The sequence below is a fragment of the Bacillus sp. G1(2015b) genome (assembly GCF_001482475.1).
Classification (GTDB): domain Bacteria; phylum Bacillota; class Bacilli; order Bacillales; family Bacillaceae; genus Bacillus; species Bacillus safensis.
The window spans coordinates 95822-121546 of the sequence record NZ_LKIC01000010.1; the positions used below are offsets into that span (position 1 = coordinate 95822).

At 40.9% G+C, this 25725-nt stretch carries 28 protein-coding genes, 1 pseudogene and 2 riboswitches; of the genes and pseudogenes, 5 read left to right on the forward strand and 24 right to left on the reverse strand.

Going from position 1 to position 25725, the window contains the following annotated elements:
- Positions 1-50: 50 nt before the first annotated feature.
- Positions 51-181: riboswitch (FMN riboswitch) on the reverse strand.
- Positions 182-468: 287 nt separating this feature from the next.
- Positions 469-2043, forward strand: a complete 1575-nt coding sequence (gene serA, locus AMR95_RS07280) for a phosphoglycerate dehydrogenase (protein WP_024422834.1) — start codon at positions 469-471, stop codon at positions 2041-2043.
- Positions 2044-2077: 34 nt separating this feature from the next.
- Here the strand turns inward: serA and AMR95_RS07285 are convergent, their stop codons facing one another.
- The 15 genes from AMR95_RS07285 to AMR95_RS07355 form a co-directional block, all read right to left on the reverse strand.
- The gene (locus tag AMR95_RS07285; RefSeq protein WP_058837970.1) at positions 2078-2725 is read right to left on the reverse strand and encodes a M23 family metallopeptidase; all 648 of its coding nucleotides are present in this window, start codon (positions 2723-2725) and stop codon (positions 2078-2080) included.
- A 104-nt stretch (positions 2726-2829) separates the two neighbouring features.
- A complete protein-coding gene (locus AMR95_RS07290) occupies positions 2830-3939 on the reverse strand; it encodes a hypothetical protein (protein WP_058837971.1) in 1110 nt (369 codons plus the stop codon).
- Positions 3851-4459, reverse strand: coding sequence for an RNA polymerase sigma factor SigX (gene sigX, locus AMR95_RS07295; RefSeq protein WP_039179611.1), 609 nt, complete (start codon positions 4457-4459; stop codon positions 3851-3853). Before sigX ends, AMR95_RS07290 begins: the two co-directional genes overlap by 89 nt.
- A gap of 202 nt (positions 4460-4661) precedes the next feature.
- Positions 4662-6443: an ATP-binding protein gene (locus AMR95_RS07300; protein ID WP_058837972.1), complete on the reverse strand. Its 1782-nt coding sequence runs from the start codon at positions 6441-6443 to the stop codon at positions 4662-4664.
- Positions 6440-7162 (reverse strand): response regulator transcription factor, encoded by a 723-nt coding sequence (locus AMR95_RS07305; RefSeq protein ID WP_003215596.1) that lies wholly within the window; start codon positions 7160-7162, stop codon positions 6440-6442. The genes AMR95_RS07300 and AMR95_RS07305 overlap by 4 nt, the downstream gene beginning before the upstream one ends.
- A gap of 86 nt (positions 7163-7248) precedes the next feature.
- A complete protein-coding gene (ccsB, locus tag AMR95_RS07310) occupies positions 7249-8427 on the reverse strand; it encodes a c-type cytochrome biogenesis protein CcsB (RefSeq protein ID WP_039179613.1) in 1179 nt (392 codons plus the stop codon).
- Complete coding sequence (gene resB, locus AMR95_RS07315) at positions 8411-10090, reverse strand: cytochrome c biogenesis protein ResB (RefSeq protein ID WP_058837973.1); 1680 nt, start codon at positions 10088-10090, stop codon at positions 8411-8413. Before resB ends, ccsB begins: the two co-directional genes overlap by 17 nt.
- A 1-nt stretch (position 10091) precedes the next feature.
- Positions 10092-10622, reverse strand: coding sequence for a thiol-disulfide oxidoreductase ResA (resA, locus tag AMR95_RS07320; protein ID WP_039179621.1), 531 nt, complete (start codon positions 10620-10622; stop codon positions 10092-10094).
- 90 nt (positions 10623-10712) lie between these two features.
- Positions 10713-11447, reverse strand: a complete 735-nt coding sequence (rluB, locus tag AMR95_RS07325) for a 23S rRNA pseudouridine(2605) synthase RluB (RefSeq protein WP_058837974.1) — start codon at positions 11445-11447, stop codon at positions 10713-10715.
- A 135-nt stretch (positions 11448-11582) separates the two neighbouring features.
- A complete protein-coding gene (locus AMR95_RS07330; protein ID WP_024422843.1) occupies positions 11583-12119 on the reverse strand; it encodes a spore maturation protein in 537 nt (178 codons plus the stop codon).
- A 4-nt stretch (positions 12120-12123) separates the two neighbouring features.
- A complete protein-coding gene (locus AMR95_RS07335) occupies positions 12124-12711 on the reverse strand; it encodes a nucleoside recognition domain-containing protein (protein ID WP_058837975.1) in 588 nt (195 codons plus the stop codon).
- Positions 12699-13850: a D-alanyl-D-alanine carboxypeptidase family protein gene (locus AMR95_RS07340; RefSeq protein ID WP_041085973.1), complete on the reverse strand. Its 1152-nt coding sequence runs from the start codon at positions 13848-13850 to the stop codon at positions 12699-12701. The genes AMR95_RS07335 and AMR95_RS07340 overlap by 13 nt, the downstream gene beginning before the upstream one ends.
- Positions 13851-13963: 113 nt before the next feature.
- Positions 13964-14443: a YpuI family protein gene (locus tag AMR95_RS07345; RefSeq protein WP_039179631.1), complete on the reverse strand. Its 480-nt coding sequence runs from the start codon at positions 14441-14443 to the stop codon at positions 13964-13966.
- A gap of 113 nt (positions 14444-14556) precedes the next feature.
- On the reverse strand, positions 14557-15150 hold the full coding sequence (gene scpB / locus AMR95_RS07350) for an SMC-Scp complex subunit ScpB (protein WP_024422847.1): 594 nt from the start codon (positions 15148-15150) through the stop codon (positions 14557-14559).
- Entirely contained in the window at positions 15140-15898 is a 759-nt protein-coding gene (locus AMR95_RS07355) for a segregation/condensation protein A (RefSeq protein WP_024422848.1), read from the reverse strand. The genes scpB and AMR95_RS07355 overlap by 11 nt, the downstream gene beginning before the upstream one ends.
- Before the next feature lie 209 nt (positions 15899-16107).
- Between AMR95_RS07355 and AMR95_RS18810 the strand changes: the two genes are divergently transcribed.
- A complete protein-coding gene (locus AMR95_RS18810) occupies positions 16108-16200 on the forward strand; it encodes a YjcZ family sporulation protein (RefSeq protein ID WP_012010430.1) in 93 nt (30 codons plus the stop codon).
- A 90-nt stretch (positions 16201-16290) separates the two neighbouring features.
- Positions 16291-16815 carry a DUF309 domain-containing protein gene (locus AMR95_RS07360; protein ID WP_058837976.1) on the forward strand — a complete coding sequence of 175 codons (525 nt, stop codon included), beginning with the start codon at positions 16291-16293 and terminating at the stop codon, positions 16813-16815.
- 24 nt (positions 16816-16839) lie between these two features.
- Here the strand turns inward: AMR95_RS07360 and AMR95_RS07365 are convergent, their stop codons facing one another.
- The 7 genes and pseudogenes from AMR95_RS07365 to AMR95_RS07395 form a co-directional block, all read right to left on the reverse strand.
- Positions 16840-17193 carry a GNAT family N-acetyltransferase gene (locus tag AMR95_RS07365; RefSeq protein WP_039179637.1) on the reverse strand — a complete coding sequence of 118 codons (354 nt, stop codon included), beginning with the start codon at positions 17191-17193 and terminating at the stop codon, positions 16840-16842.
- A 113-nt stretch (positions 17194-17306) separates the two neighbouring features.
- Positions 17307-17771 (reverse strand): 6,7-dimethyl-8-ribityllumazine synthase, encoded by a 465-nt coding sequence (ribH, locus tag AMR95_RS07370; protein WP_029706184.1) that lies wholly within the window; start codon positions 17769-17771, stop codon positions 17307-17309.
- A gap of 47 nt (positions 17772-17818) precedes the next feature.
- A pseudogene (gene ribB / locus AMR95_RS07375) lies at positions 17819-18424 on the reverse strand (3,4-dihydroxy-2-butanone-4-phosphate synthase); the annotation flags it as partial.
- Positions 18425-18435: 11 nt separating this feature from the next.
- Complete coding sequence (ribE, locus tag AMR95_RS07380; protein WP_039179642.1) at positions 18436-19086, reverse strand: riboflavin synthase; 651 nt, start codon at positions 19084-19086, stop codon at positions 18436-18438.
- Positions 19087-19339: 253 nt separating this feature from the next.
- A riboswitch (FMN riboswitch) is annotated at positions 19340-19481 on the reverse strand.
- A gap of 106 nt (positions 19482-19587) precedes the next feature.
- Complete coding sequence (locus tag AMR95_RS07385; RefSeq protein ID WP_034623431.1) at positions 19588-19932, reverse strand: hypothetical protein; 345 nt, start codon at positions 19930-19932, stop codon at positions 19588-19590.
- Between the two features lie 230 nt (positions 19933-20162).
- Entirely contained in the window at positions 20163-20399 is a 237-nt protein-coding gene (locus AMR95_RS07390) for a DUF2164 domain-containing protein (RefSeq protein ID WP_058837977.1), read from the reverse strand.
- Positions 20400-20589: 190 nt separating this feature from the next.
- Positions 20590-21171 carry a TetR/AcrR family transcriptional regulator gene (locus AMR95_RS07395; protein ID WP_058837978.1) on the reverse strand — a complete coding sequence of 194 codons (582 nt, stop codon included), beginning with the start codon at positions 21169-21171 and terminating at the stop codon, positions 20590-20592.
- A gap of 254 nt (positions 21172-21425) precedes the next feature.
- Here AMR95_RS07395 and AMR95_RS07400 point away from each other — a divergent pair, with 254 nt between their 5' ends.
- Positions 21426-22625, forward strand: coding sequence for an MFS transporter (locus AMR95_RS07400; protein WP_058837979.1), 1200 nt, complete (start codon positions 21426-21428; stop codon positions 22623-22625).
- 28 nt (positions 22626-22653) lie between these two features.
- Here the strand turns inward: AMR95_RS07400 and AMR95_RS07405 are convergent, their stop codons facing one another.
- The gene (locus AMR95_RS07405) at positions 22654-23091 is read right to left on the reverse strand and encodes a peptidylprolyl isomerase (protein WP_008359679.1); all 438 of its coding nucleotides are present in this window, start codon (positions 23089-23091) and stop codon (positions 22654-22656) included.
- A 321-nt stretch (positions 23092-23412) separates the two neighbouring features.
- On the opposite strand from AMR95_RS07405, the gene AMR95_RS07410 reads away from it, so the two are divergent.
- Positions 23413-24297 (forward strand): DUF1002 domain-containing protein, encoded by an 885-nt coding sequence (locus tag AMR95_RS07410; protein ID WP_024422856.1) that lies wholly within the window; start codon positions 23413-23415, stop codon positions 24295-24297.
- A 38-nt stretch (positions 24298-24335) separates the two neighbouring features.
- Here the strand turns inward: AMR95_RS07410 and lysA are convergent, their stop codons facing one another.
- Positions 24336-25661 (reverse strand): diaminopimelate decarboxylase, encoded by a 1326-nt coding sequence (gene lysA / locus AMR95_RS07415; RefSeq protein ID WP_058837980.1) that lies wholly within the window; start codon positions 25659-25661, stop codon positions 24336-24338.
- Positions 25662-25725 lie beyond the last annotated feature (64 nt).

The following is a 25725-nucleotide window of genomic DNA, read 5'->3' on the forward strand; positions in this document are numbered from 1 at the left end:
GGGCTAGACAAATAAACGTGTAAACATCAATGTTTTCAACGTTTATGAACCTCCATCTTCTCCCATCCAGACTATACTGTCGGCTTCGGAATCACACCGAATCCTGCCAAAAAGGCTCGCGGGCTTAGAGACTATGCTCATCACCGCCGGTAGGGAATTACACCCTGCCCCGAAGATTGATCATTATTCAATTCGACATCATTATATATGATATATGAGCATTTGTACAGATAAAAATCCTGAGCAAATTCATCAGTTTTAAGAAATCGTAAAAAACACAAAAATTCTAATGACAAATGCGCAAAAATTGGTTATCTTTTGTTTAAAGGTGTTCATTCTTTATAAAGACACAAAGAAATGTTCGTGTTTTCTTTTTTACTTTACTGCTTTAATTTGATTGACACAGTGAAAAGGAATATGGTAAATTATCAGATATTTATGACGTTTATTTTAGGAGGAAATCTTACGATGTTTCGAGTATTAGTCTCAGATAAGATGAGCAATGATGGTCTTCTACCACTTTTAGAATCAGATTTTGTTGAAATTGTCCAAAAAAATGTAGCAGAAGCAGAAGATGAATTACACACGTTTGATGCCTTACTTGTCAGAAGTGCCACGAAAGTAACGAAAGAGCTTTATGAAAAAATGACTTCATTAAAAATTGTCGGCCGTGCCGGTGTAGGAGTAGACAATATTGACATTGATGAAGCAACCAAGCATGGCGTCATTGTGATCAATGCACCAAACGGTAATACGATCTCGACAGCTGAGCATACGTTCGCCATGATTTCATCACTTATGCGTCATATTCCGCAAGCCAATATTTCTGTCAAATCAAAAGAATGGAACAGAGGTGCATATGTTGGTGCTGAGCTTTACGGAAAATCTCTTGGGATTGTCGGCTTAGGCAGAATCGGAAGTGAAATCGCCCAGCGTGCAAGAGCGTTTGGCATGACAGTCAACGTGTTTGACCCATTTCTCACAAAGGAACGTGCAGAAAAAATTGGCGTCAATGCGAAATCACTCGATGAAGTACTCGAAGTATCAGATATCATTACTGTACATACGCCATTAACAAAAGAAACAAGAGGACTTCTCAATAAAGAAACGATTGCAAAAACGAAAAAAGGAGTTCGCCTTGTAAACTGTGCACGCGGCGGCATTATTGACGAAGCTGACCTTCTTGAGGCACTTGAAAGCGGCCATGTCGCAGGAGCTGCACTCGATGTATTCGAGGTAGAACCTCCAACTGATAATCCGCTTGTGGATCATCCACACGTCATTGCAACTCCGCATCTTGGTGCCTCTACAAAAGAAGCACAATTAAATGTAGCAGCGCAAGTATCTGAAGAAGTCCTTCAATTTGCAAAAGGTCTTCCTGTCATGTCATCTATTAATCTACCAGCGATGACAAAAGACGAATTCAAAAAGATTCAGCCTTATCATCAGTTTGCAGGAAAACTTGGACGTCTTGTCTCTCAATCAATGAGAGAACCTGTAAAAGAAGTAGGCATTTCTTATGAAGGCTCTATTTCAAAACTCGAAACATCTTTTATCACAAAAAGTCTCCTCTCAGGCTTTTTAAAAGAGCGCGTTGATTCGACTGTGAATGAAGTAAATGCTGGAATGGTCGCAAAAGAACGCGGCATTAGCTTTAGTGAGAAAATTTCTTCCAGCGAATCTGGTTACGAAAACAGTATTTCTATTGAAGTCAAAGGTGATCTTTCAACCTTTACTCTAAAAGCGACTTACATCCCGCATCTAGGGGAACGCGTTGTTTCTATTAATGGATTTAATATTGATTTTTATCCAGATGGACACCTTGTCTACATCCAGCATACAGATGCACCTGGTGTGATTGGAAAGGTTGGACAGATTTTAGGCGACCACGATGTCAACATCGCAACAATGCAGGTAGGACGTAAAGAAAAAGGCGGCGAAGCCATTATGATGCTTTCTTTCGATAAGCATCTAGAGGATGAAATTGTGAAAAAATTAACGGAAGTACAGGATATTCTTTCTGTCCGCCTGATTGACCTTTAAAAACAGTGATAAACCTCATGCAAAAGCATGAGGTTTATTTTTTTGAAACCATTAACCGGTCTCCTGTTCGAATGAGGTGAGTGGTCAGCTCATTGATCTTTTTCAATTGTTCCACAGTCATTTCATGCGCCTTTGCTATTGACCAAAGAGTGTCCCCTTTTTGAATGACATATGTATTTTTTTCATGTCCATTTACATGAAGAGCTGGCTCTTTGAAACGTTCCTCTGCAATCATTTTGAGCGGATCTATCGCATCCTCTTTGCTGACTGACCAATTGCCACGATGTACCTCAAAATGCAAATGAGTGCCTCTAGAGGCTCCTGTGTTGCCAATGATGCCAATTGGCTCTCCTGCTTGTACTTGGTCACCCTTTTTCACAAAACGCTCGTGTAAATGAGCATAGACGGTTTCGTATCCGTTTGGATGCTGAATAAACACAACCTCTCCATATGTAGCCGATACATACGAACGCGTAACCACACCTTCACTTGCAGCAAAAATGGATTCTCCTTCTGGCGCAGCTATATCTAATCCCTTATGCGAGCCGCCCCTTGTCCCAAACAAGTCAGTGACTTCTCCTTTCACTGGCTCCACCCATTCGTTTGTCTGCTGCGCATGGGCAAATGGTGCTAAGATGAAGAACAAAAAACAGCTTGCACCTATGAAGCAATACCTTTTCATCAGTGACTCCCCTTCTTTGAGGTTCTTTTCATGACAGCTTAGTATACAGCAAGAAGGCTATTTTCTATACATTAAAAAAGAACGCAATGACTTACTTGCGTCCTTTAACGATCTTTGATGACAACTGGATTCGGCAGAGCCGGTACCTCTATTGGTTCGTTTAATTCATAAGGTCCTACTTGATCTGTTCCTGCATATTGGATGGTGACATCTGTAAAACCAAAATCTTTCGCTGTGAGCAGCAGACCTTCAATGAGTAGAATATGATCAATTGAGTCCGATAATTTTGCTGATGCTCCAAACGTGATGGTCACATGCTTACCTTTTGATGTCACTTCTTTAATGGATTCTTCTTTAATTAATGGTTCGAGCCCAGAATCACTCGACCGTTTCATGGCCTCTACCGCCTCTTCATAAGAAGAATAATGCGTTTTTGAGGGCACCAAAAAAGTCCCGCTCTTATTTTCTAATACGTAATAAGCTTGCTTTGTTTGTTTATCAATCGATACCCTGCCGATGCTTCCCCTTGCCCCTAATTGAAGCTGAGAGCCTTTGACAGATTTGACCTCCACTTGCTTATACCTGCTCCATTTAAGCGTTTCTTTTACCATATCTTTAAACCGATTGGCTTCCTTTATCGTATCAAGGGACAAATCATTTTTTAACTGAAAGACAAGTGTATTCCCTTTTTCACGAAGGTCCACCATCTCAAGATAAGATTGAAGCGGCTTTGTCATTTCAGGCAACTGCACCTGTTCATATGTGTTCATCATTTCCTGCAAATGGTCATGTTCATTTTCTTTTTCAATACTAATGGGAACCACTTGAGATGTTGATTCATCTATGTATGCAACCGTCATATACTTTTGCTTGTCTTCATGAGAAACAACGTGCGCGGTACCATTTGCTTGTTTGACCGGCTCTAATGTGGCATTCGCCTGTCCTTTGTCAGCACTTGATTCCATTTTCATCTGTTGATGCTGTTCTTGAGCTGCCGGCTGAAATAAATGAGGAGAAATTAAAAACGCCATAAATAAAACCACAACGGTTGCCACCGCTGGACCGATCCATCTGACACTTTTCTTTTTCTTCCCGCTTGCCATCAGCATCTGCTGGTATATCTGCTTAGATGAACGGTTGTCCTCCACTTTTGGAAGCTGACTTAGTAACACCTTGATTCGTTCTTCGCTCCAATCGGACCTGTTCGTTTTCATTCACTAGCTCCTCCTTCAAAAGCTCCATATGTTTTCGGAGCACTTTCAGGCCTCGGTGCTGCGTTGTTTTGACTTTGCTTTCCGAGAACTTTAGCGCCTTTGCCGTCTCCATGATTGAGTAGCCCTGGATAAACCTTAAAATGATGACAGCTCTTTGATCAATCGTACAGTGATCAAGTGCGGCATAAATTTCTTTTGTATTTTCATCCTGTACAGCTAGTTCGTCTGGGAGTAAGTCTGGATCTTTTACATCCTGCTTATCCCAATCAAACGTGCCGAGCACCCGTTGTCTAATGGTTTGCTGTTTGCGAAACCAGTCAATCGCCACATGCCTTGCAATTGAAAACAGCCATGTTTTCTCGCTGCTTCTTCCTTCAAAAGTTTTATATGAGTGAAGTACCCGAATGTAAACCTCCTGCACGAGATCCTCTGCCTGATTTTTATCTTTAACCATATAAAATAAAAACTGGTACAAATCTTGATGGTACGAATCATATATTTTTTGAAAGGTTTCATGCATAGGAAACCCCTCCGTTCACTTATTTTTGTCGAGTGACTCTTATAAAACGTTACATTACAACTTTATGACAAATATATTACAAGTTCGACAGTTTGGAAAGGGCTTTTTGTTTAACTTCTCCTTAAAAATTTCAAAATAGAAAAAACACTTCATTTTCTTTCGAAAAGAAGTGTTTCTCATGTAACAAGATTCTTCGTCAAGATTAGACGAGTTCCTGCTTTTTTCTCGGAATATAGAAGGTGAAGTGTGTACCTGCACCCGTTTTGCTGTGAGCATGTATAGAGCCTTGATGCGCTTCGACGATGTTCTTCACAATCGCAAGGCCAAGCCCAGTACCAGAACGTCCTCTTGTTCTTGCTTTATCAGCTTTATAGAAGCGCTCGAAAATAAAGGGCAGATCCTCTTCTGGAATTCCGCTTCCCGAATCTTTCACATCCATTTTCAGCCCGTTTTCCACCGATTGAACCGAAAAGTGAACCTCTCCGCCCTCTGGTGTATGACGAATGGCATTATCAATGAGATTCGTAAACACTTGCTCAATCTTATCTGGATCGAATACAAAGTACGGTTCATCCACTTGAATATTATACGTAAGATCGATTTGTTTTTCTTTCGCAATCCCTAGAAACTTGCGGTAGATCTTCTCAGTCAGCTCTTCCGTATCTGTTGATTCAAGATTCAGTGTAATATGACCTGCTTCCATTCTCGCTAGATCTAGAAGATCATTTACAAGTCGTCCCATTCGAAGTGATTCATCGTAGATAATTTGCGCAATCTCTTTCTTTTCCTCTTCTGATCCTGCAATATCATCTACAATCGCCTCACTGTACCCTTGCAGCATGGCAATTGGTGTACGAAGTTCATGACTGACATTGGCAATGAAGTCTTTTCTCAGTTTATCAAGTCTTCGTTCCTCCGTCATATCACGAAGGACTGCAACTGCTCCTCTGACATCCTGCTGATTATAAAGCGGAGACATAAGAAGAACCCACGTACGCCCTTGCAGCGTAACTTCGATCATTTGCTCCTTTTCTGTGCTGACAGCTGTATGAAATAGCTCGCGCGCTTCTGGCGGCAGTTCATCTCCATCTTTGATCTTCATATTTTGCTCATAATACCACGCCTGCAAAAATCGTTCTGCAGGAGGATTTGTCATCAAGATCGTTCCATCAATATTGATCGTGATGACGCCATCAGCCATACTGCTTAAAATATTAGACAAATGTTCTTTTTCTTGATTTAAGGCGGTGATATGGAATTTAAGCTGCTTCCCCATTTGATTAAAGGCGATCGCCAGTTCTCCAATCTCATCTTGCGTTAAAATAGGAATCTTTGTATCAAATTTCCCCTTCGCCAAATCTTGTGCACCCTCTCTCATCTTTCTAAGAGGATAGGTGACACGTGTTGACAAGAAGAAAGCGAATATAGTGGTCAGTACAATCGCAATTCCAGCGGCTAAGAAGATGTATCGCGTCGTATGTTTCGTTGTTTGTTCTACAGCGAGGAGTGACTGAGAAAGAAAGACCATGCCTTTTTTTCCGTTCGCCTCATATGGAACACCGACTACAATTCGTTCATCTTTTTGATTGCCTGCATCAGGTTCTGCACGTTTACTGATTTTTTTACGATCTTTCAGTGCTTGGTTTAAATCGCTGTCCGCTTCAATTTGTTTCTTTGTAATCGCAGGAAGCTTCCCGCCTTTTTCAGACGAATACCACTCTAGCCCGTCCTCTTGGATGATCGCAATACTCGTCAATTTGTCAGCGAGTTCTGATGTTATCGATCTTGCAAGCGATTGATCCTCATGGCTTTCTAAAATGACCGCTACTTTGTTCGCCATTTGTGTTAAATCAGATTTTGCTTCTTCTACATGATAATTCTCAATGAACTCTAAAAGAAGCACAGTTAAAATAGATAAAACGATCAGGACGAGGAAAAGAATGGTTAACCATAGCTTTCCTACAACACTTTTCCACAGTTTCATTCAGCGCCGACCTCAAATTTGTATCCGACACCCCATACAGTTACGATTTTTTTCGCTGCTTCTGGTGACACTTTATTCAGTTTTTCACGAAGTCGTTTGACATGGGTATCGACTGTTCGTAAGTCTCCAAAGAACTCATATTGCCATACTTCTTTTAACAGTTTTTCTCTGTCATAAACCTTATCCGGTGTTTTTGCAAGGAAATATAAAAGCTCATATTCCTTCGGCGTGAGGCTGACTTCTTTGCCATCAGCCGTCACCCTATGGGCATCATGGTCAATAGAAAGATGAGAAAACACAAGAACATCTTTTGTTGTTGTCCCAGTATTAAGATAAGACGTTTGAGACGATCTTCTGAGCAATGCCTTCACACGTAAAACAACTTCACGCGGGCTGAAAGGTTTGACGATATAGTCATCCGTTCCTGCCTCAAATCCTTGAACGCGGTTGGCCTCTTCTCCTTTTGCCGTCAGCATAATGATTGGAGTCGCTTTTTTGTCTCGAATTTGATTACACACTTCGATTCCATCTGTACCAGGCATCATTAAATCGAGCAAAATGAGGTCGTAATCGGTTTGAAGCCCTTTTTGAATCGCCTCATCACCATTTTCCGCTTCATCGATTTCATAATTTTCACGTTCTAAATACATTTTTAAAAGGCGGCGAATTCTTGCCTCATCATCTACGACTAATATTTTCGTTTGAGTTGTGTGTTCCATTAGACAGTCCTCCTGCTTTCTCCGTTGTTACATTCATTTTAACAAAAAGCCGAATTGAATCATAAAAGTTGGCCTTTTCCTTGTAATTATGCGTAGGAATGAAGCCCCGCAATGACAAGATTGACAAAGATGAGATTAAACATAATAATGGCGAAGCCGATCACAGCAAGCCAAGCGGACTTTTCACCATGCCACCCTCGCGACAAGCGAAGATGAAGATAGGCTGCATAAAAGAGAAACGTAATCAATGCCCATACTTCCTTCGGGTCCCAGCCCCAAAACCTAGTCCATGCAATTTGCGCCCAGATCATGGCAAAGATCAGCCCGCCTAATGCAAATACAGGGAAACCAATCGAAACAGCCCGATACCCAATTTCATCGACTAAATCTAGGTTCACCTGTTTCACTAGCGGTTGAAGCAGTGCGCTCAGTCGTTTTCGAATGATCAATCGAATGAGTCCGTATATAATCAGCCCTACGCTAAATGACCATAACACTGTATTGACCTTTCTGCCTGAAAAAACAGGCGGCAGCTCAACAAACGGCTCCAAACGATCTTCCGTCACAAGCTCCCCTTTATGAGGTCCGACAAGAGCTGGCAGCTCATAGACCATCACACTTTTTTCTTTATTTTTATCGATCCAATTAAATGTCGCTTCATATCCTGTCATTCTAAAGATAGACGTGACAGCGATAAATGCAAGTGTCACCACAATCATAAACATGACAAGCTCTAAACCAAACGTCTTCTTTCCTGGCTTTGTTTGATCCACATGCTTTAATAGAAAGATGACACCTGCCACAAAGCTGATGGCTAAAATGGCTTGACCAAGTGCTGCTGTTGTCACGTGAATATAAAGCCAATTACTTTGAAGTGAAGGAATCAGCGGTGAAATATCTGATGGGAACATACTTGCATAGGCAATAATCAATAAAGCGATTGGAAGTGTGAATAAACCAAGTACAGACACTTGATACACAAAATATAAAATGATGAATGCAAGCACCAGCATCATGCCAAAAGCCGTAGTGAATTCAAACAAATTACTGACTGGTGCATGACCAGATGCAATCCATCTTGAAATAAAATAGCCCAACTGGCTCAAAAAACCGATGATAGTAAGCGTAATGCCAATGAGTGCCGCCTTATTCCTGCGCGGTCCATCTTCTTTCTTTTTTCCTTTAATGGCACCACCAAAAAAAGGAACTGCCGCTAAATAAAATAGAAAAGCTGCAAATAACAGATTTTCACTGACTGCCGCCATCTAATCCTTCCCCCTTGCTTTTGCTGATACTTGTTGTATCAGGCAGCTCTTTTTGATCAACTGGCTGTTTGATGCCACTGCCGCTCAGTAACACGTTAAGATCGGACTTTAAGCCGAACCAGTTTTTGTTTGTATGTCCTGCCACCAATACTTTTCCATCCTTTGCCGACAGCCAGATTCTTCTATGCTGCCAATACATCCCCTGCACGACACCAATCATGAAAATGATTCCGCCTACAATAAGCACCCCTAGTGTTAAATCTTTTCTAACAGTTAACCCTGTGACGTTTTTCGTTTCAACCCGATCAAACTTCATTTTATATAGATTGTTATCAGAACCCTCTACTGTCTCTTGAATGGCGACAAAGCTTTTTTCACCTTTAGGTTTTTCAGGAGAAATCATTTCAAACACAAAAGCAGGATTATTGGGATTCCTTGTTTTCGTACTTGGTGTTCCATCATCGTCAAAATAAAAATCAGGCAGATAGCTCATCACTTTGACTTTGTAACCGCTACCAAGATCATATTCCGACTTAGGCTCCAGCAGATTAATCTTCACTGTACCGAAAGATTTTTCTGTATCTTTACGAATCAGCTGAAAGACCATTTGATCGAGTTCATTTTGTTTAAAATCCACTTGATACAATGAGAAATTGTCAAACTTGAGCGGTTCATTCACTTTGATATCGTGTTCTGTGACCTGCTTCAGCTTGGGCTTTTCACCAAATACAACTTCTCCTTCACGTTTGTATAAGATGGCATCCGTTTTATAGCTTTTCACCACTTGACCGTCGCCAGCTTTTTCAATGGCATTCTCAAACACTTCTTTTTCATTTCCAGTTTCATAACGATCAATTGAAAACGCATTATTTTTCAAGAAATATTGACCATCCGTACCTGGAATCGGTGCAGTTTCACCTTCTCTGACCCACAGCGTTTCGTCTACGTACATGCCCGGGACGAACCGGAGCATTGATCCAATGAGAAAGATGATTAATCCAATGTGATTGACGTAAGGTCCCCAGCGTGAAAAACGTCCTTTTTCGGCTAAAATATACCCATTTTCTTCTCGCACGCGGTAACGCTTTTGTTTCATTGCTCTAATGATGCCTTCATATGTATGCTGATCTAATGTTTTGCCTGTCTCGCTGAACAGACGCTGTCTTCTCATAAAGCCTTCTTTTTTGATAACCCCTTGGTTTTTGAGTGCTCGATAAAGAGGAATAACGCGGTCGAGACTGCAAATGACAAGAGAGATTCCGATTGATGCGACAAGAGCTAAAAACCACCAAGAATTATAAAGATCATGGAATCCAAGTGTATAATACAGCTTGCCAAACGATCCATATTGCTCTTCATAATACGTGGAAGCAGATGCACCTGGCGGAATAAATCGCTCCTGCGGAAAAATCGTTCCAAGCGAAGAAGCGAGCAGTGTAATGACAATCAGCCACACACCCACCTTAACGGAAGAAAAAAAGTTCCATACTTTATCAACAATCGTTTTGTTGTATGTTTGCGAGCGTCTTGCACTGCCGTCATATCTCATATCAAGCAGCTTCGAAGAGTTTTTCTCTTTAGCCGCAATGGGATTCCCGCATGATTCACATAGAACAGTACCGATTGGATTAATATGTCCACACTCGCACTTTACCTCTTTCATTCTATGACCCCTTTGGTTTAATCAAATTCATATATTCATAGACATTACGTTCTGTCATCGTTCCCTTTATGACTTTGATTACCTTGCCTTCAGGATTAATTAAAAATGTGGTTGGCAGCGGCGTAATATCATATGCCTCTGTCACTTGACGATCTTTGTCCAAGGCAACAGGAAAATTCACGCCATAGGATTCCATAAAATTTTTCACGGCAATCTTGGATTCCGCAACATTGACTGCAACAATTTCCACACCGCGATCCTTGAACACTTCATATTGATTCGCCATATAAGGAAATTCTTGTTTACACGGACCGCACCATGTACCCCAAAAATTAAGAAAGACACCTTTGCCTTTTAAGTCCTTTAACTCAATCCGATCCCCATCCACAGATTGAAGGACAAAGTTTGGCGCAATAGATCCTTCTTTGACTCGATCCTGTTTGGCAAATACTGAGTTATACATTGTATAACAAAGTGCAGCAAGCATCACGAGGAGAATGCCCGTCCGTATGAAAAACCGTCTTTTTTTCATCTGAAGTACCCCTTCCCCATAGACATTCAGGTAAATTATAGCATTCTCCTTCTTTTGATGCTTCTTCATTTTTTGAAGTTTATGTGAAAATTAAAAAGCGCTTTTCCCATGATCGGCAATTGCTCTCAGGCGCTTTACTTCATGTGGAGACAATTCTCTGCGGTCTCCTGGTCTCATACCTTCAATATGAAGGAACGAATATTGCTCCCTTTTTAGCTTTAACACATCATGGCCGATCGCTTCAAACATGCGGCGTACTTGTCTGTTTCTGCCTTCATGAATGGTTAATTGGACAATACAAGTTTGCTTTCGTTTATCAATAGAAAGCATTTTCGCACGGGCAGGTGCTGTTTTTTTATGATCTAACATGATTCCTTTTTCTAGCTTTCTAAGCAGTTCCTTTGATGGTATGCCTTTTAGCTTCGCTGCATACGTTTTATCAATTTCGTATTTCGGGTGCATGAGCTTATGGGCAAATTCCCCATCATTTGTAATCAAAATCAAACCGCTCGTATCATAATCTAACCGGCCGATTGGATAAAGGCGCTGCGGGATATCATCAAAAAAATCTGTGACGACCTTACGTCCTTTATCATCCTCGGCAGCAGAAATGACGCCGCGCGGTTTATAAAGCATAAAGTAAACCGGTTCTTCTCTTTCAAGCTTTAAGCCATTGACTTCAATTTTATCTGAAGAGCCCACCTTCACTCCGAGCTCTGTCACTGTTTGACCATTAACGGTAACTCGTCCTTCTTTAATTAATTCTTCAGCCTTTCGTCTTGAAGCGACGCCGGCATGTGCAATTACTTTCTGTAAACGTTCCATTTGTCTTTCACCTCATGTACTATCTTACTTGCTTGACCTAAAACAAACAAGCATTCGCGGAAAAATAAGCGTTTCGTCTGTCTAATTTCAGCTAAAAAGCGATTTTCCATCCATGAAATACAAAAAAGCGCCTGATTAGGCGCCGCTAAATAACAAACTGACGATAATCACAGATGCAATGACACCAATGAGATCTGCTAACAAACCTACTTTCAGCGCATCTCCCATCTTTTTAATACCGACTGCTCCAAAATAAACCGTCAAAATGTAAAGGGTGGTGTCTGTTGACCCTTGCATGACTGCCGCGAGCTGGCCAATAAAAGAATCTGGACCATACGTCGCTATCAAGTCTGATGTCATCCCAAGTGCAGCCGTTCCTGATATCGGGCGAATAAACGCAAGTGGAACGACTTCGGGAGGGAAACCAATCGCTGTAAAGACTGGTTTTAAAAGTCCCATAACAAAATCAAGCGCACCTGACGCACGGAATATCGTAATAGCTACAAGCATGCCGACTAAATAGGGAATGATGGAAAAGGCAATTTGAATGCCCTCTTTTCCTCCCTCCACAAATGTTTCATATGTTGGTACCTTTTTAATGGTTCCAGCAATCAAAATCCCTGCGATGATCAGTGGAATCAAAGCAAGTGACAGCCAGTTAATAAATGCCACAAGATCACCCCCGCCTGCTTCTGCGATAGTGGAAATAACGATCGATGATAATTGCACCGATTCCTGAAATGAGTGTTGCTAAAATGGTTGGTCCTACAATGTCTGTTGGCTGATCTGCCCCATAGGTCATTCTTATAGCAATGACGGTTGTTGGCACAAGTGTGATAGAGGATGTGTTGACCGCTAGAAATGTAATCATAGAGCGGCTTGCCTCATTTTTTCCGCCGTTTAATGCTTTCATCTGCTCCATCGCCTTAATTCCAAGCGGTGTAGCGGCATTCCCAAGACCAAAGAAATTCGCCATGAGATTGGACAAAATATACCCCATTGCAGGATGATTAGGCGGAATATCCGGGAATAGCTTTGAAATAAAGGGCCGACACAATTTACTAAAGAAATTTAGCAGCCCTGCCTCTTCGGCAATCTTCATGAGCCCGAGCCAAAAAACGAGGACACTAATCAGACCAATTGAAATAGTAACCGCTTCTTTTGAGCCCTTAAATACAGCCTCATTCACTTCATGCATCGTTCCATTAAACATCGCATAGACAAGACCGATGACAGTGAGAAATACCCAAATTAGATTGACCATGAAGATCCGCCTATAGATGTCTGAAAGACAGACTTAAACATTTCTTGAAAGCTTTTCTGAGGCATGCGGTTTCGTTTATTTTCGTAAAAAATCGGTAATTGCTCAATCACCTGTCCATCTAATAAAATGGTCATTTTCCCTACAACATCTGGGATGGCTTCGGCGTTTTTTTTCCATTTCTTTTTAGGAGTGAGCATTTCTGTTTCAATTTTGACAAGTTTTTTCTCATCTTCATTTAAAAAATAGTCCACATCACGCTTGATAAACGCTTTTTTTTCGTAAAAGGTCCCTTTTAACGAAGCAAGTCTTCCTTTTTCAGCAAGCACATACGTTTTGTAGTGATCAAATGCATATTCAAACATAGAGATATGATCCTTCCAGTCATCCGGCGCATTAATGGTCACAGCGATCAGCTCAGCATCCCCTTTTGCAGCGGTGGAGACGAGTGTACGTTTTGCAAGTTTTGTATATCCTGTTTTCCCTCCAGTTGAATATTCGTATAAACCGGTGAGCAGCTTGTTTTTATTTTTCCAATAGCCTTCCATTGTTTTCGCTTTATAGAAAGTCGTACCAGCAATTTTTTGATATTGTTTATGTTTCATCGCGTATTTTGTTAGGATCGCCATGTCATAGGCTGATGAATAATGATTTTTATGATCATCGAGTCCGTGCGGATTTTGAAAATTCGTATTCTCCATTCCTAGTTCAGCCGCCTTTTGATTCATCATAAAAATAAAGCCTTCTAAGCTGCCGCCAACATGCTCTGCAATGGCAACAGCTGCATCATTTCCAGAACGCAGCATGAGCCCGTATGTCAAATCTTCTAAGCTCACCTTCTGTCCTTCCTTTAAATAAATGGATGAGCCCTCCGCTTGAATCGCACGTTTTGATACTTTGACGGTATCTTTCATTTTTCCTGATTCAATAGCTAATACAGCCGTCATGATTTTTGTAATACTGGCGATTCTTCTTTTTTCGTGCTCGTCCTTTCCAAATAGGACTCTGCCTGACTGTCCATCTATTAAAATGGCACTTCTTGCACTCACTGATAACGAAATGTCTGCTTTGGCATGTGAGGAAAAAGGCAGTAAGAGTGTAAATAGAAGAAGGACTGCTGTTCCAATTTTTAAATAGGGCATGTTCATTCACGTCCTTGTCCGTTTTGTACAAGTGTATGCTCAGCTGAAAAAGTTATGATGCCTCGTCCATAAAAAAAAGCGCCTCTACATGTAGAGACGCTTCTTCGACTTACTTATACCATTTTCACTTGCTGATGAGAAGTCGTATATTCCAGCTCTTCTCTCATCGCTAAAAAGTCTTTTTCTAATGAAGAAAATAATTGTTTCATATCAGCGGATACTTCATGGTGAAAAACAATGCTGCTTTTTCCTGTATAGGCCGAACGGCTGTCTTCATACCATGTATCCTTTTTCGGCGTGAAAAATTCTTCAATACATTGATGATAAATACGGTGAAGCATCTGCTGTGCGGCTTGCTGCGGAAATGTCTGCTGCTGCCCCATTTTCCTGCAAACTGCTGCTGCATCCTCGCTGTACACTGCAAGCTTCCGTAATGTACTCAATATGTCACAATAATAGGCTTCCGCTTCGGGGTTTAATTGTTTCAAGCTTGATAAGGTGGCTTCGTTCAGAAAACCATTCATTTCAATTGCAACCTTTGATAAAAAGACGCCTGCTTGATCAACTTGAGCCTTTACATTCATATGTGCCATTTGTTTCTTGTTTACCTTCCCCTCATGGCTTTGTCACCATTTTATCTGTCATCAAAAGATTTTAGACCTAAAATCTTTTTTATATTTTATCATACATTTTTCCTTCGTTTGAACTATTTTATATCTTCAAATGTTTGATTGAAGTTTTCAAAAAATAGATCAGCTTCTTCTTGCACACCATCTGCTTCCACATTCTCTGGAAGCGGTGGTAATTCATCTAACGCTTTTAAGCCAAATTGCTCTAAAAAGGTCGGGGTTGTCCCATAAAGAATTGCTCGTCCCGGGCCATCGGCACGTCCTACTTCACAGAGCAATGCTTTGGCTACTAAGCTATGAAGCACACGCTCTGATTTGACGCCTCTAATCTCCTCTACCTCACTGCGTGTAATCGGCTGTTTATAAGAAACAATGGCAAGCACCTCCAGCGCTGCCTGCGATAAACCTTTGGATGGTGTCTCAACTAATTTTTTTAAATACATGCTGTATTCTTTTTTCGTCAGCAGCATATATGAATCTGCATATTCAATGAGCTCAATCCCTCGTTCTTGTTTTTGATATTCTTCCTTTACGGAAGACATAATGTCGAGTAATACCGACTCATCTACTTCAAGAACAGACATGAGCTGTTTTCTTGTTAAGCCTTCGTCACCTGCTGCATACAGCAGCGCTTCTAAGATGGCTTTCCAATTCACGATATCAAGCGTCATGAATCGTTTCACTCCCTATGATATAAATGTCTTCAAAGTTCCCTTCCTGCTCTAGCATGATTTGATGGCTTTTCATCAATTCGAGAACAGCAAGAAACGTCACGACAAGGTGTTCCTTTTGATCATGTTGAAATAGAGTCATGAAATTGGTCCGCTTTTTTGTTTTTCTTAAATGGTTCATAATCTCATTCATTTTGTCTTCAATCGGGATTTCTTGTCTTGTAATCTTTGATGGTGCTGGTTTCGTTATTTTCTTTCTGTTTAATACCTTTTGGAACGCACCTAACATATCATACACCGTTACGTGTAAATTTGTGTCCTTCGCTTCTGATTCTTTTGCAAATTCGCTTAAATCACTCGGTGGTTTTGTAAAGGCATTTTGCCTTTCTTCTTCGCGTTCCTTTAGTTCTTGCGCTGCATTTTTATACTTGCGGTATTCAATCAATTTGCCAATCAGCTCTTCTCGAGGATCCTCTTCCTCTTCGAGCAGGTCTTCATCAAACAGCTCTTCCTCTTGTTTCGGAAGAAGCATTCTGCTTTTAATACTCAGGAGGGTTGCAGCCATGACCAAATATTCACTCGCAACATCGAGCTCAAGCTCCCTCATCGTGTGGACATATAATAAATACTGCTCCGTAATTTTAGCGACGGGAATATCATAAATATCAATTTCCAACCGGTTAATTAAATGTAAAAGCAAGTCCAAAGGACCCTCGAACGAATCTATTTTCACCTGATATTCCAGCATCTTTTTCTCACCATTTCTACTGTCTTCTAAGTACCGTTTCACCGGCTAACCTTTAGTATAAGACAGGATAAAGCTCTCGTCCAATATAATTTCGGCCATGATGCCTTGGGCAAATCAAGAAAAACAGTGGATCCGCCCAAACCAATAAGGGCATTTATACATAGAATACCATTGTAATCAGAACTGATGAAAAAGGAGGCCGTATCATTATGGGAGATGGCTATAACTTCGGCGGAGGATTCGCGCTTATTGTCGTGCTTTTCATCTTGCTGATCATCGTTGGCGCGGCTTGGGTTTATTAAAGAAACAGAGCGTCCTTTTCACAAAAGGGACGCTCTTTCTTCTTTTCTTTTCAATATGTTAGACTGAAAGTGGAAAAGGAGATGACCGCTGTGTATCCTGAAGCGTACGTGGCTTTTTTACACGAATTTCATACAACAAGAGATTATTTTGAGTGTCATGAAATTCTAGAGGAATATTGGAAGGAAGATCCCCCTGAGCAGCGCAAAGAATATTGGGTCGGGCTCATTCAGCTCGCTGTTGCCTTGTATCATCAAAGACGGGGAAATGGAAAAGGAGCAAAAAGGCTCATTTCTAACAGTCTTCATTTGTTAGAAGCAAACCGTTCAGTATTATCGAATCTCGGTCTGGATGATGAGGCATTTCTGTTGCTTTTGCGAACGCTGAAAAAGAAGATGGATGAAGACATGCCCTATGAGAGTGTGATGCTGCCGATCAAAGATGAAGCACTTCTTTCTTTATGCCAAGAAATGGCCCAAAAAGAAGGACTGCTTTTTGGACAGGAAAGCAACTTATCCCATACATTTTTAATCGAAAAACATAGACTCCGTGACCGGACAGATGTATTGCTGGAGCGAAAAAAGCAGATTGAACGTAAAAAAAGCAGAGGACTGTAGCCTCTGCTTTTACATGTGTGATATTTAATTTGATTCGCTGTGACACTTATGAAAGAAGCCTTGCGTTAATTCATTTGGAATGAGTGTTTTGGTTTTAAATATGTCTTCCACGGCTAAAACCATTTCCTTGCCGATTCCTTGATCACGATGGGATGGATTCACACTAATATGTTCGATTTGTACTTGGTCGTCTGTTTTCAACACACCAATAGCACCTACAATATCCTCGCCATCTTTCCATAGGAACAGCTGCCGATCTTCATCCATTTCATATGACTTCATCGTCTGCTGAAGCTGTTTGACGTCTTTCTCACCCGGCATAAAGGACAGGAGTCCCATGGCAATTTTTTCAAAAGACCTCTTGTAACGAATTAACATATATACCCCTCAATATTCAAATTATCCTAATTTCCAGCAAATGTCTTATGATTCATTTGCTCATCACACATTATAAACATTTTTATACCGTTTTTAAACTCTTTTTCACTAAATTAAGAGAACGTTCGATTGAGATTCGCCATTTCAATAGCAGCTGCAGCCGATTCGCTGCCTTTATTTCCAGCTTTTGTACCAGCTCTTTCAATGGCTTGTTCAATCGATTCTGTTGTCAGTACACCAAAGATAATCGGTACCCCTGTTGACATTGCACTTTGAGCAATTCCTTTAGCAGCTTCATTACAAACGTAATCATAGTGAGTCGTTGCGCCTCTGATCACGGTTCCAAGTGTGATGACTGCATCATATTTTTTGGTTTCAGCTAATTTTTTTGCCATGTACGGGATTTCAAAAGCGCCTGGTACCCACACAACATCGATATCATCACCATTTGCTCCGTGTCTGAGCAATGTGTCTTCTGCTCCATCTAACAGTTTACTTGTAATAAAATCATTGAATCTCGCTACAACGATTGCAAATTTTAGTCCTTCTGCTACTACATGACCTTGTATTGTATTCATATGTTAATCATCCTTTTTTGTGATTTTTATTTTGTTTTGATAGTCGCTGTTTGATTATTGTTTAAATATATCTGTAATGCTTCTATTGTCAGCATCTTTAAATCATACTGTTTTTGGATCTCCTTTAGTTCAGAGACGCGAGCCATTGATCCATCTGCATTCATAATTTCACATATGACACCCGCTGGCTCTGAGCCTGCCAGTTTAGCAAGATCAACCGCCGCCTCTGTATGACCTGGTCTTTCTAGTACGCCGCCTTCTTTTGCAATAAGCGGAAAAACATGGCCTGGACGGGCAAATTCGTCTGGTTTTGCGTCTTTATTTAACATGGCCAGCATGGTCGTGGAGCGCTCAAAAGCACTGATACCAGTCGTCGTTGTCACATGGTCGATGCTTACTGTAAATGCTGTATGGTGTGCATCTGTATTATGTTCAACCATTGGATGCAGATTCAGGTGTTTGGCGATCGACGCATCGACTGGCGTACAAATGAGGCCTCTTCCATGTAAAGCCATGAAGTTAATCACCTCAGGTGTGGCATGCTCAGCAAGTGCCACAAAGTCTCCTTCATTTTCTCTGTCTTCATCATCCACTACGATAATGATTTCTCCTTGTTTAAGGGCATTTACTGCCTCATCAACAGAATGATACATACAATCGCCTCCTAGAATCCGTGCTCTTTTAGAAATGATGGGGTCAATCGAGATGGCTGTTTATCGCCTTGCTCTTTTGTTAAAAAACGATAAATGTATTTACCGATCATGTCACACTCTATATTCACGATATCCCCCATAGATTTAGTCGGGAAAATAGTTCCTTCAAGCGTATGAGGAATAATAGAGACTGTGACTTGTGAATCTCGCAAATCGAAAATGGTCAAGCTGACACCATCTATTGCAATCGAACCCTTTTGGGTGAGCATATCTGTGAGGGTCTTGTCCATCTTTAAATCATAGTAAATGGCATTACTCTTCTTTTCTATTCGGGTAATGACCGCCGTTCCATCAACATGGCCTGAGACAAAATGGCCGCCAAATCGTCCATTTGAGGACATGGCTCGCTCTAAATTCACTGGACTGCCTTTTGTCAGCTGATCCAGTGATGTCGATTTGACCGTCTCTGGCATCACATCTGCGGCGAACTGTCCTTTTGTAAAGCTTGTGACTGTCAGACATACTCCATTAATGGCGATACTGTCTCCGAGGTGAACATCTTCCAGCACACGGCTGCATGTAATGACAATTTCCATGGCATCTGCTGACTTTTTACTTAATGACTGAACGGTGCCAACTTCTTCAATAATCCCCGTAAACATGTGATCCTCCCTTTCTTTTCATTTGTATTTCTCACTTTTTAAAAAAAGCGATGTTAGGGACATGTGATCGATTGAGCACCTTCGTCGCTTTTTATGGTCCATACAAGGTAGATGAGGGATCACCTAATAAACACTGCATGCATCTATTAACAACAAAAACATACAGAAAGCCCCGGAAAAAATTCCGGGGCTGTGGTTTTTTTGCATCAGAAATAAGACTATGATCAACAAATATTTTTCGTTCATAGCTTTCTTTATCCTTCTCCCATCCAGACTTTCACTGTCGGCTTCAGCTTTTCACTGAATCAACCGTTAATAAATTAACGGGTCACGGGCTGTAAAGCATTTGCTTTATTACCGTCGGTCGGGATTTTCACCCTGCCCCGAAGGATACAATCGATATTTAGCTGTCCTTAGGGGCTATTATAGCGATCCTTGTTGTCAAATGCAACAATCAAGATTTCTTCAAAAAAAAAGCCTCCTTATAGGAAAGGAGACATGTTAATTTACGACTTTTACTACTTTTATCAGTCCATCTATTCTTTTTTCATTACTAAAGTAGGCTTTAATACGATCGCCTTTTTTCAGATCGGCCACATCATCTTCAAATTTCTTACCATTAAAAATGATTTTGGTGCCATTCTTTGCTTGACCGTAATATTCATCTCCATCAATTTTCGTAATGGTATATTCATAGATAGTGTAATCTTTATCATTATTTGTTAAGCTCTCGCCAATGGCTGTTGGCACATCTTCAATTTTCATGCCATTCATGTATAAATAACCTGCGCCTAAACAAAGCAGTAAAACAAATAAGATTGCCATTTTTAATTTAATTTTCCCCATATTTAGAACCTCCATCATCTGCACTTCGCCTATTTGTATGTTTTATTCCTTCTTTTATTGAAATAAAACCAAAAAAGCTGATTTTCATTAATGGTTACTTATATAACGATTCAGATAGCCCTTTGGTTCCACCTCTTAATCATTACATATGATACGAATATGCGTTCTTTATTAAGGGGGTCTTTTTCTTATTTATCAGTTCGTCCCACACGATACTGCAGGCTTTTCGATTATATTCTTTTTTCGAGTGCGAATAAGTCTTCCTCTAACAATTGTGACCGCTGAACAGCGATGCTGCGGCTGTCGCGAACCCCTTGATTATAATAGTAGCTTCCAAGGTTTTTTGTAATAAATTCTAGTATATTAATGGCTGCTAATTCACCAATCTCTTCTTCTCGTTCTTCGGCAAAGTAACGCTGAATGGCCATCATCATTTGATTTTTTTCTTCTTTAGTGAGTGTTTTCAAAGTCTCCCCTTCTTTCTATTTTCTTCATTTGCAGCTGGATATGCTGGCATTTCACAAATACGAATGTTTGTTCTCTTATCATATCATAAAAAAAGATTCTGTGCATGAATGCCCTAAAAGAAAAAGCGTATTTTGATGTAATGGATCAAAATACGCTTTTTCTCAGAAGGTGTCATAGGTGTTATCCATTTTATTTTAAAATGGATAGGATCGTCGCTACAGAATGATCTACAAATGAACGCTCTGGACGTGACTTCATGAGGACGGTAAGCCCGATGAAAGAAACGACCAGTGTCTGTGCTAAGGCTTTAGCATTCAAGCCGCTTTCGAGCTCACCTGAGCGAATGCCTTGCACTATCTTTTCTTCAAAAATAACCGAAAGATACATCTGATGCTCTCTTGTCAAAATTTCAAATTTCTCTTCGTGTGGAGCAAGCTCCACTATTGTATTAATGCAAAGACAGCCTTTACTTGGGCCATCTCCATATTCCTCTTCCACTACATCTGTCAATAATAGATGAAATGCTTCCTTTACAGATCGATTGTTTTGAAGTTTTGTTCGAATACGGGCTGCATGCTGCTTTGTATATGTGCGTAATGCAGCCTCAAATAATTCCTCTTTATCTCCAAAGGCTGCGTATAAACTTGGCCGCTGTATTCCCATTTTTGCAGTCAAATCGCTTAACGTTGTAGCTCTATACCCCTTTTCCCAAAAAAGCATCATTGCATCATTCAACGCTTTTTCCTCATCAAACTCACGCTGTCGAACCATCATCAATTCCTCTTTTCAACAATAAAATCCTTTCACGATAACAATTGTCTATTTCTTTATTTATCAGGATATCATTTTCTTTTCATTACTAATCAGTACATTATGATTGTATTTTGTTCAGGTAAAATTGTCAAACTGTCTTTCTTCTTTCAAGATTAACACAGAATAAATTCTTGACTTTAAAACATTTTGATGGTTATCCTTAACAGGAATCATTTTGTACCGATTAGTATAAAAAGGAGGTGATGCAATGAATGGTTAAAGATAAAATGACTCACTATATGGCACTACTTTTTGCAGCAGCCTGCGGGATGGCTGTTGCAAACATATACTTCGCACAACCGTTACTAGATTCACTGGCAGTCGAGTTTGGTATCACGTACTCATCCATAGGTATTGTCATTACGATTACTCAGCTTTGTTATGCGGCGGGGCTGCTACTGATCGTACCACTTGGTGATCTGTTGAATCGACGCCGGCTCATCATTGGTCAGATGCTTTTATCTGTGCTTGCCCTCATTCTAGTCGGCATCGCTCCTATCGTCACCGTCCTATTTATAGGATTAGCATTGGTCGGACTGCTCGCTGTAGTCACTCAGGTACTCGTTGCGTTTGCAGCAAGTTGGGCTGCTCCAGAAGAGCGCGGCCGTATCGTCGGCTTGGTGCAAAGTGGAATCGTCATCGGTATTCTTCTCGCCCGAACCTTTGCTGGTGTATTAACCGATTTTGCTGGCTGGAGGTCTGTATATCTTGTTTCTGCCGTCATCATGCTGATCCTAACTGGCGTATTGTTCCGAGTGCTCCCGCGTGATGACAGCAAAAGAGAGTCATTATCCTATGTTCATCTGCTTCGTTCAATGTTTACATTGTTTATACAAGAACGAATCCTGCGCATCCGCGGGATTCTAGCTCTTCTGATTTTTATCGTCTTTGGTACGTTGTGGACTTCACTCGTGCTGCCTCTCAGTACTGCGCCACACTCTCTTTCACATACTGCTATTGGCGCATTTGGTCTTGCTGGAGCAGCCGGAGCGTTAGGGGCTGCTCGGGCTGGCCGCCTTGCTGATCGAGGTTTTGGACAGTTCACAAGCGGTATAGCCCTTGTCCTATTATTCATTTCATGGTTTTTCATCAGTTTGACTGAACATTCACTTATTGCCTTAGTCATTGGCATTATCATTCTTGACCTATCTGTGCAGGCAGTACACGTAACGAATCAGACTATGATTTTCACAGTGCGGCCTGAGGCGAGAAGCCGGCTTACGGCTGCTTACATGATTTTTTACTCCATCGGTAGTGCGACCGGTTCAATTGTTTCAACCAGCATATACGCAAACTATGGCTGGAATGGGGTATGTCTATTTGGTGCCGCTATCAGCGCCACAGCCATTTTGTATTGGATCATCACCTACCGCTTAACAGAACAAATAACTGTAAAATCAGATACAAAATAAAAAACACCGCGTTTAGCGGTGTTTTAGATTAAGCATCTACAACTTCAACTTTTTCCATGCCTTGGCCTTGCTCCATATCAAGTACAGCCTCGATACCAGATGTTACCTTGCCAAAAACAGTGTGAACACCGTTTAAGTGCGGCTGCGGGTCATGTACGATAAAGAATTGGCTGCCGCCTGTGTCTTTACCAGCATGTGCCATTGATAATGAACCTCTTTCGTGCTGATGTGGATTTCCTTCTGTTTCACATTTAATTGTGTAACCAGGACCACCCGTTCCATTACCGTTTGGGTCGCCGCCTTGGCTGACGAAACCTGGAATCACGCGGTGGAATTTCAATCCATCGTAGAAGCCTTCATTCGCTAATTTTTCAAAGTTTGCTACTGTACCTGGAGCAGCCTCTGGGTAAAGTTCAAACTCAATTTTCTTTCCATTCGTTAATTGTATGTATCCTTTTTTCGCCATTTTTCACATTCTCCTTTCAGGTTAAACAACGCTCATTATAGCACATTTTCGGTAATGTTAAACATCCCCTGCTCTTCGATTGTCATTTACCTCTTAACTGATGATTGATAAAATAGGATTGCTTGATTCTTTTTTCCTAATAAAATGATATGTGACGAAATGACATGTTTTCATTTATTGGAAAAGGAACACATCTTAAAAAGAAAATTGAAACGTCGAGTCATTTTGTTACGTCTATATGATGGAGTACATTTCTGTACGTGTACTCAAAAGCTGAATTTCTCTTGAAAGAGGAACGCTTTCGACTTGAAGGAGGTCAACATGTTTAAAAAAATGATGCTTGGTATGATGGCAGCGCTCCTTTTCCTAATTGGTGCGCCAAAAGTCAGCTTAGCGGATGCAGCTGTCGGCGATGTCATCGTCACACTCGGGCAAGACTTAACACCAGCTGATCGACAAAAGGTGCTTGACGAGTTGAATCCACCTGAAAATGCGACAAAAATTGAAGTAACCAATAAAGAAGAGCACGAATATTTAGGAAAGTATATCCCTCGTTCTTCTATCGGGACGAGAGCATTATCATCTTCATCTATCACCATTGAGAAATCAGGTACTGGTCTGACTGTGGATACACACAACATCAAGACCATTACAGATGAGATGTATTTAAATGCTTTAATGACAGCAGGTGTCAAGGATGCCAAGGTTGTCGTCACTGCTCCATTTGAAGTATCTGGTACAGCCGCACTGACGGGCTTACTTAAAGCGTATGAGGTGTCAAGCGACAAAGCCATTCCAGAAGATGTGAAGCAGGTGGCAAACGAAGAGCTTGTGACTACTTCTAAATTAGGTGACTCTATCGGGAAAGACAACGCTTCTGCCCTTATTGCAAAAATCAAAGATGACATTGCAAAAAACGGTGTCCCTAAAACCACCAAAGAAGTAGAAGAAAAAGTCGATCAGGCTGCTTCTGATTTGAACTTAAATCTGACGCAGGATCAAAAAGATCAGCTTGTCTCGCTATTTGATAAAATGAAAAACATCAATATCGATTGGAATCAAGTAGGATCTCAAATTGATAAAGCAAAAGACAAGATTACAAAATTCATAGAATCAGATGAAGGGAAAAACCTTCTTCAAAAGATTTGGGATTTCTTTGTCTCCATCTGGAACGCGATCGTCTCTGTATTCACTGGAGGAAAATAATCCATGAAAAAAAGCTGCCTGTACCCCAGGCAGCTTTTTTAATTAGATGATTTCACTTTTGATTGATACGGTAAATCAAGTTTGACAATGTCCTCATAGGTTTCACGCTCAACCACAAGCTGCGCTTCCCCGTCCTCTACAAACACAACCGCTGGGCGCGGAATGCGGTTATAGTTGTTTGACATACTATAGCCGTAAGCTCCGGTACAAAAGACAGCCAATAAATCCCCTTGTGATAACTCTGGCAGATCGATATCCCAAATGAGCATATCTCCGCTTTCACAGCATTTACCGGCAATTGAAACGGTTTGATCATGCGTTTGACTCATTTTATTGGCACTTGCCGCTTCATATTTCGCTTGATATAAAGCCGGACGAATGTTGTCACTCATTCCGCCATCTACCGCAACATAATCGCGGATGCCAGGTACGTGTTTTGATGATCCGATCGTATAAAGAGTCGTCCCTGCATCTCCAACGAGAGAACGGCCTGGTTCTATCCAAATCTCCGGCATATCAAACTCATAGCGGGCCACGTTCTTTTTCACAGCTTGGATTATTTTCTCGACATATTCTGTCGCAGGAAGTGGTTCATCCTCTTCTGTATAACGAATCCCAAAGCCGCCGCCTAAGTTTAACACTGTAGAAATAAAACCAAATGATTCTCTCCATTCATCCAGCTTCAAAAAGATTTTATCTGCCGCAAGGACAAAACCAGCCGTATCAAAAATTTGTGAACCGATATGACAATGAACACCTAAAAGCTCGATCACTTCTGAACGAAGCACTTGTTTCACCGCTTCATCTGCTTGTCCATTGTGAAGATCAAAGCCAAATTTTGAATCCTCTTGACCTGTCGTAATGTAATCATGCGTATGTGCTTCGACACCAGGCGTGATGCGGAGCAATACTTTCACTTTTTTTGACAGCTCTTGACCAAGCTGTTCAATGAGCTTCATTTCATAGAAATTATCCACAACTATACAGCCGATCCCATGCTCTAAAGCCATTTTTAATTCTTCTCTGCTTTTATTATTGCCATGGAAATGAATTTTTTCTACTGGGAATCCAGCGCAAATGGCTGTGTGAAGCTCACCGCCTGAGACAACATCAAGAGATAATCCTTCTTCTTTAGCAAGCTGAAACATGGCGATGGAAGAAAATGCTTTACTCGCGTATGCTACCTGCGCTGTTAATTCTTCTTCTATAAATGCTTTTTGAAAGCTTTTTGCGCGCTCCCGTATTAAAGCCACATCATATACATAAAGTGGTGTCCCATACGTTTCAGCTAAAGAAACAGCATCAACACCACCAATTTCTAAATGACCGAGTTCATTTTGTCTGCAAGTGCCGTGTAAATACAATGTCATTCCCTCTTTCTCCGCTTCGGCTGAAAAAAGGCAGCTGCGTGAGCTGCCTTTTGCCTTG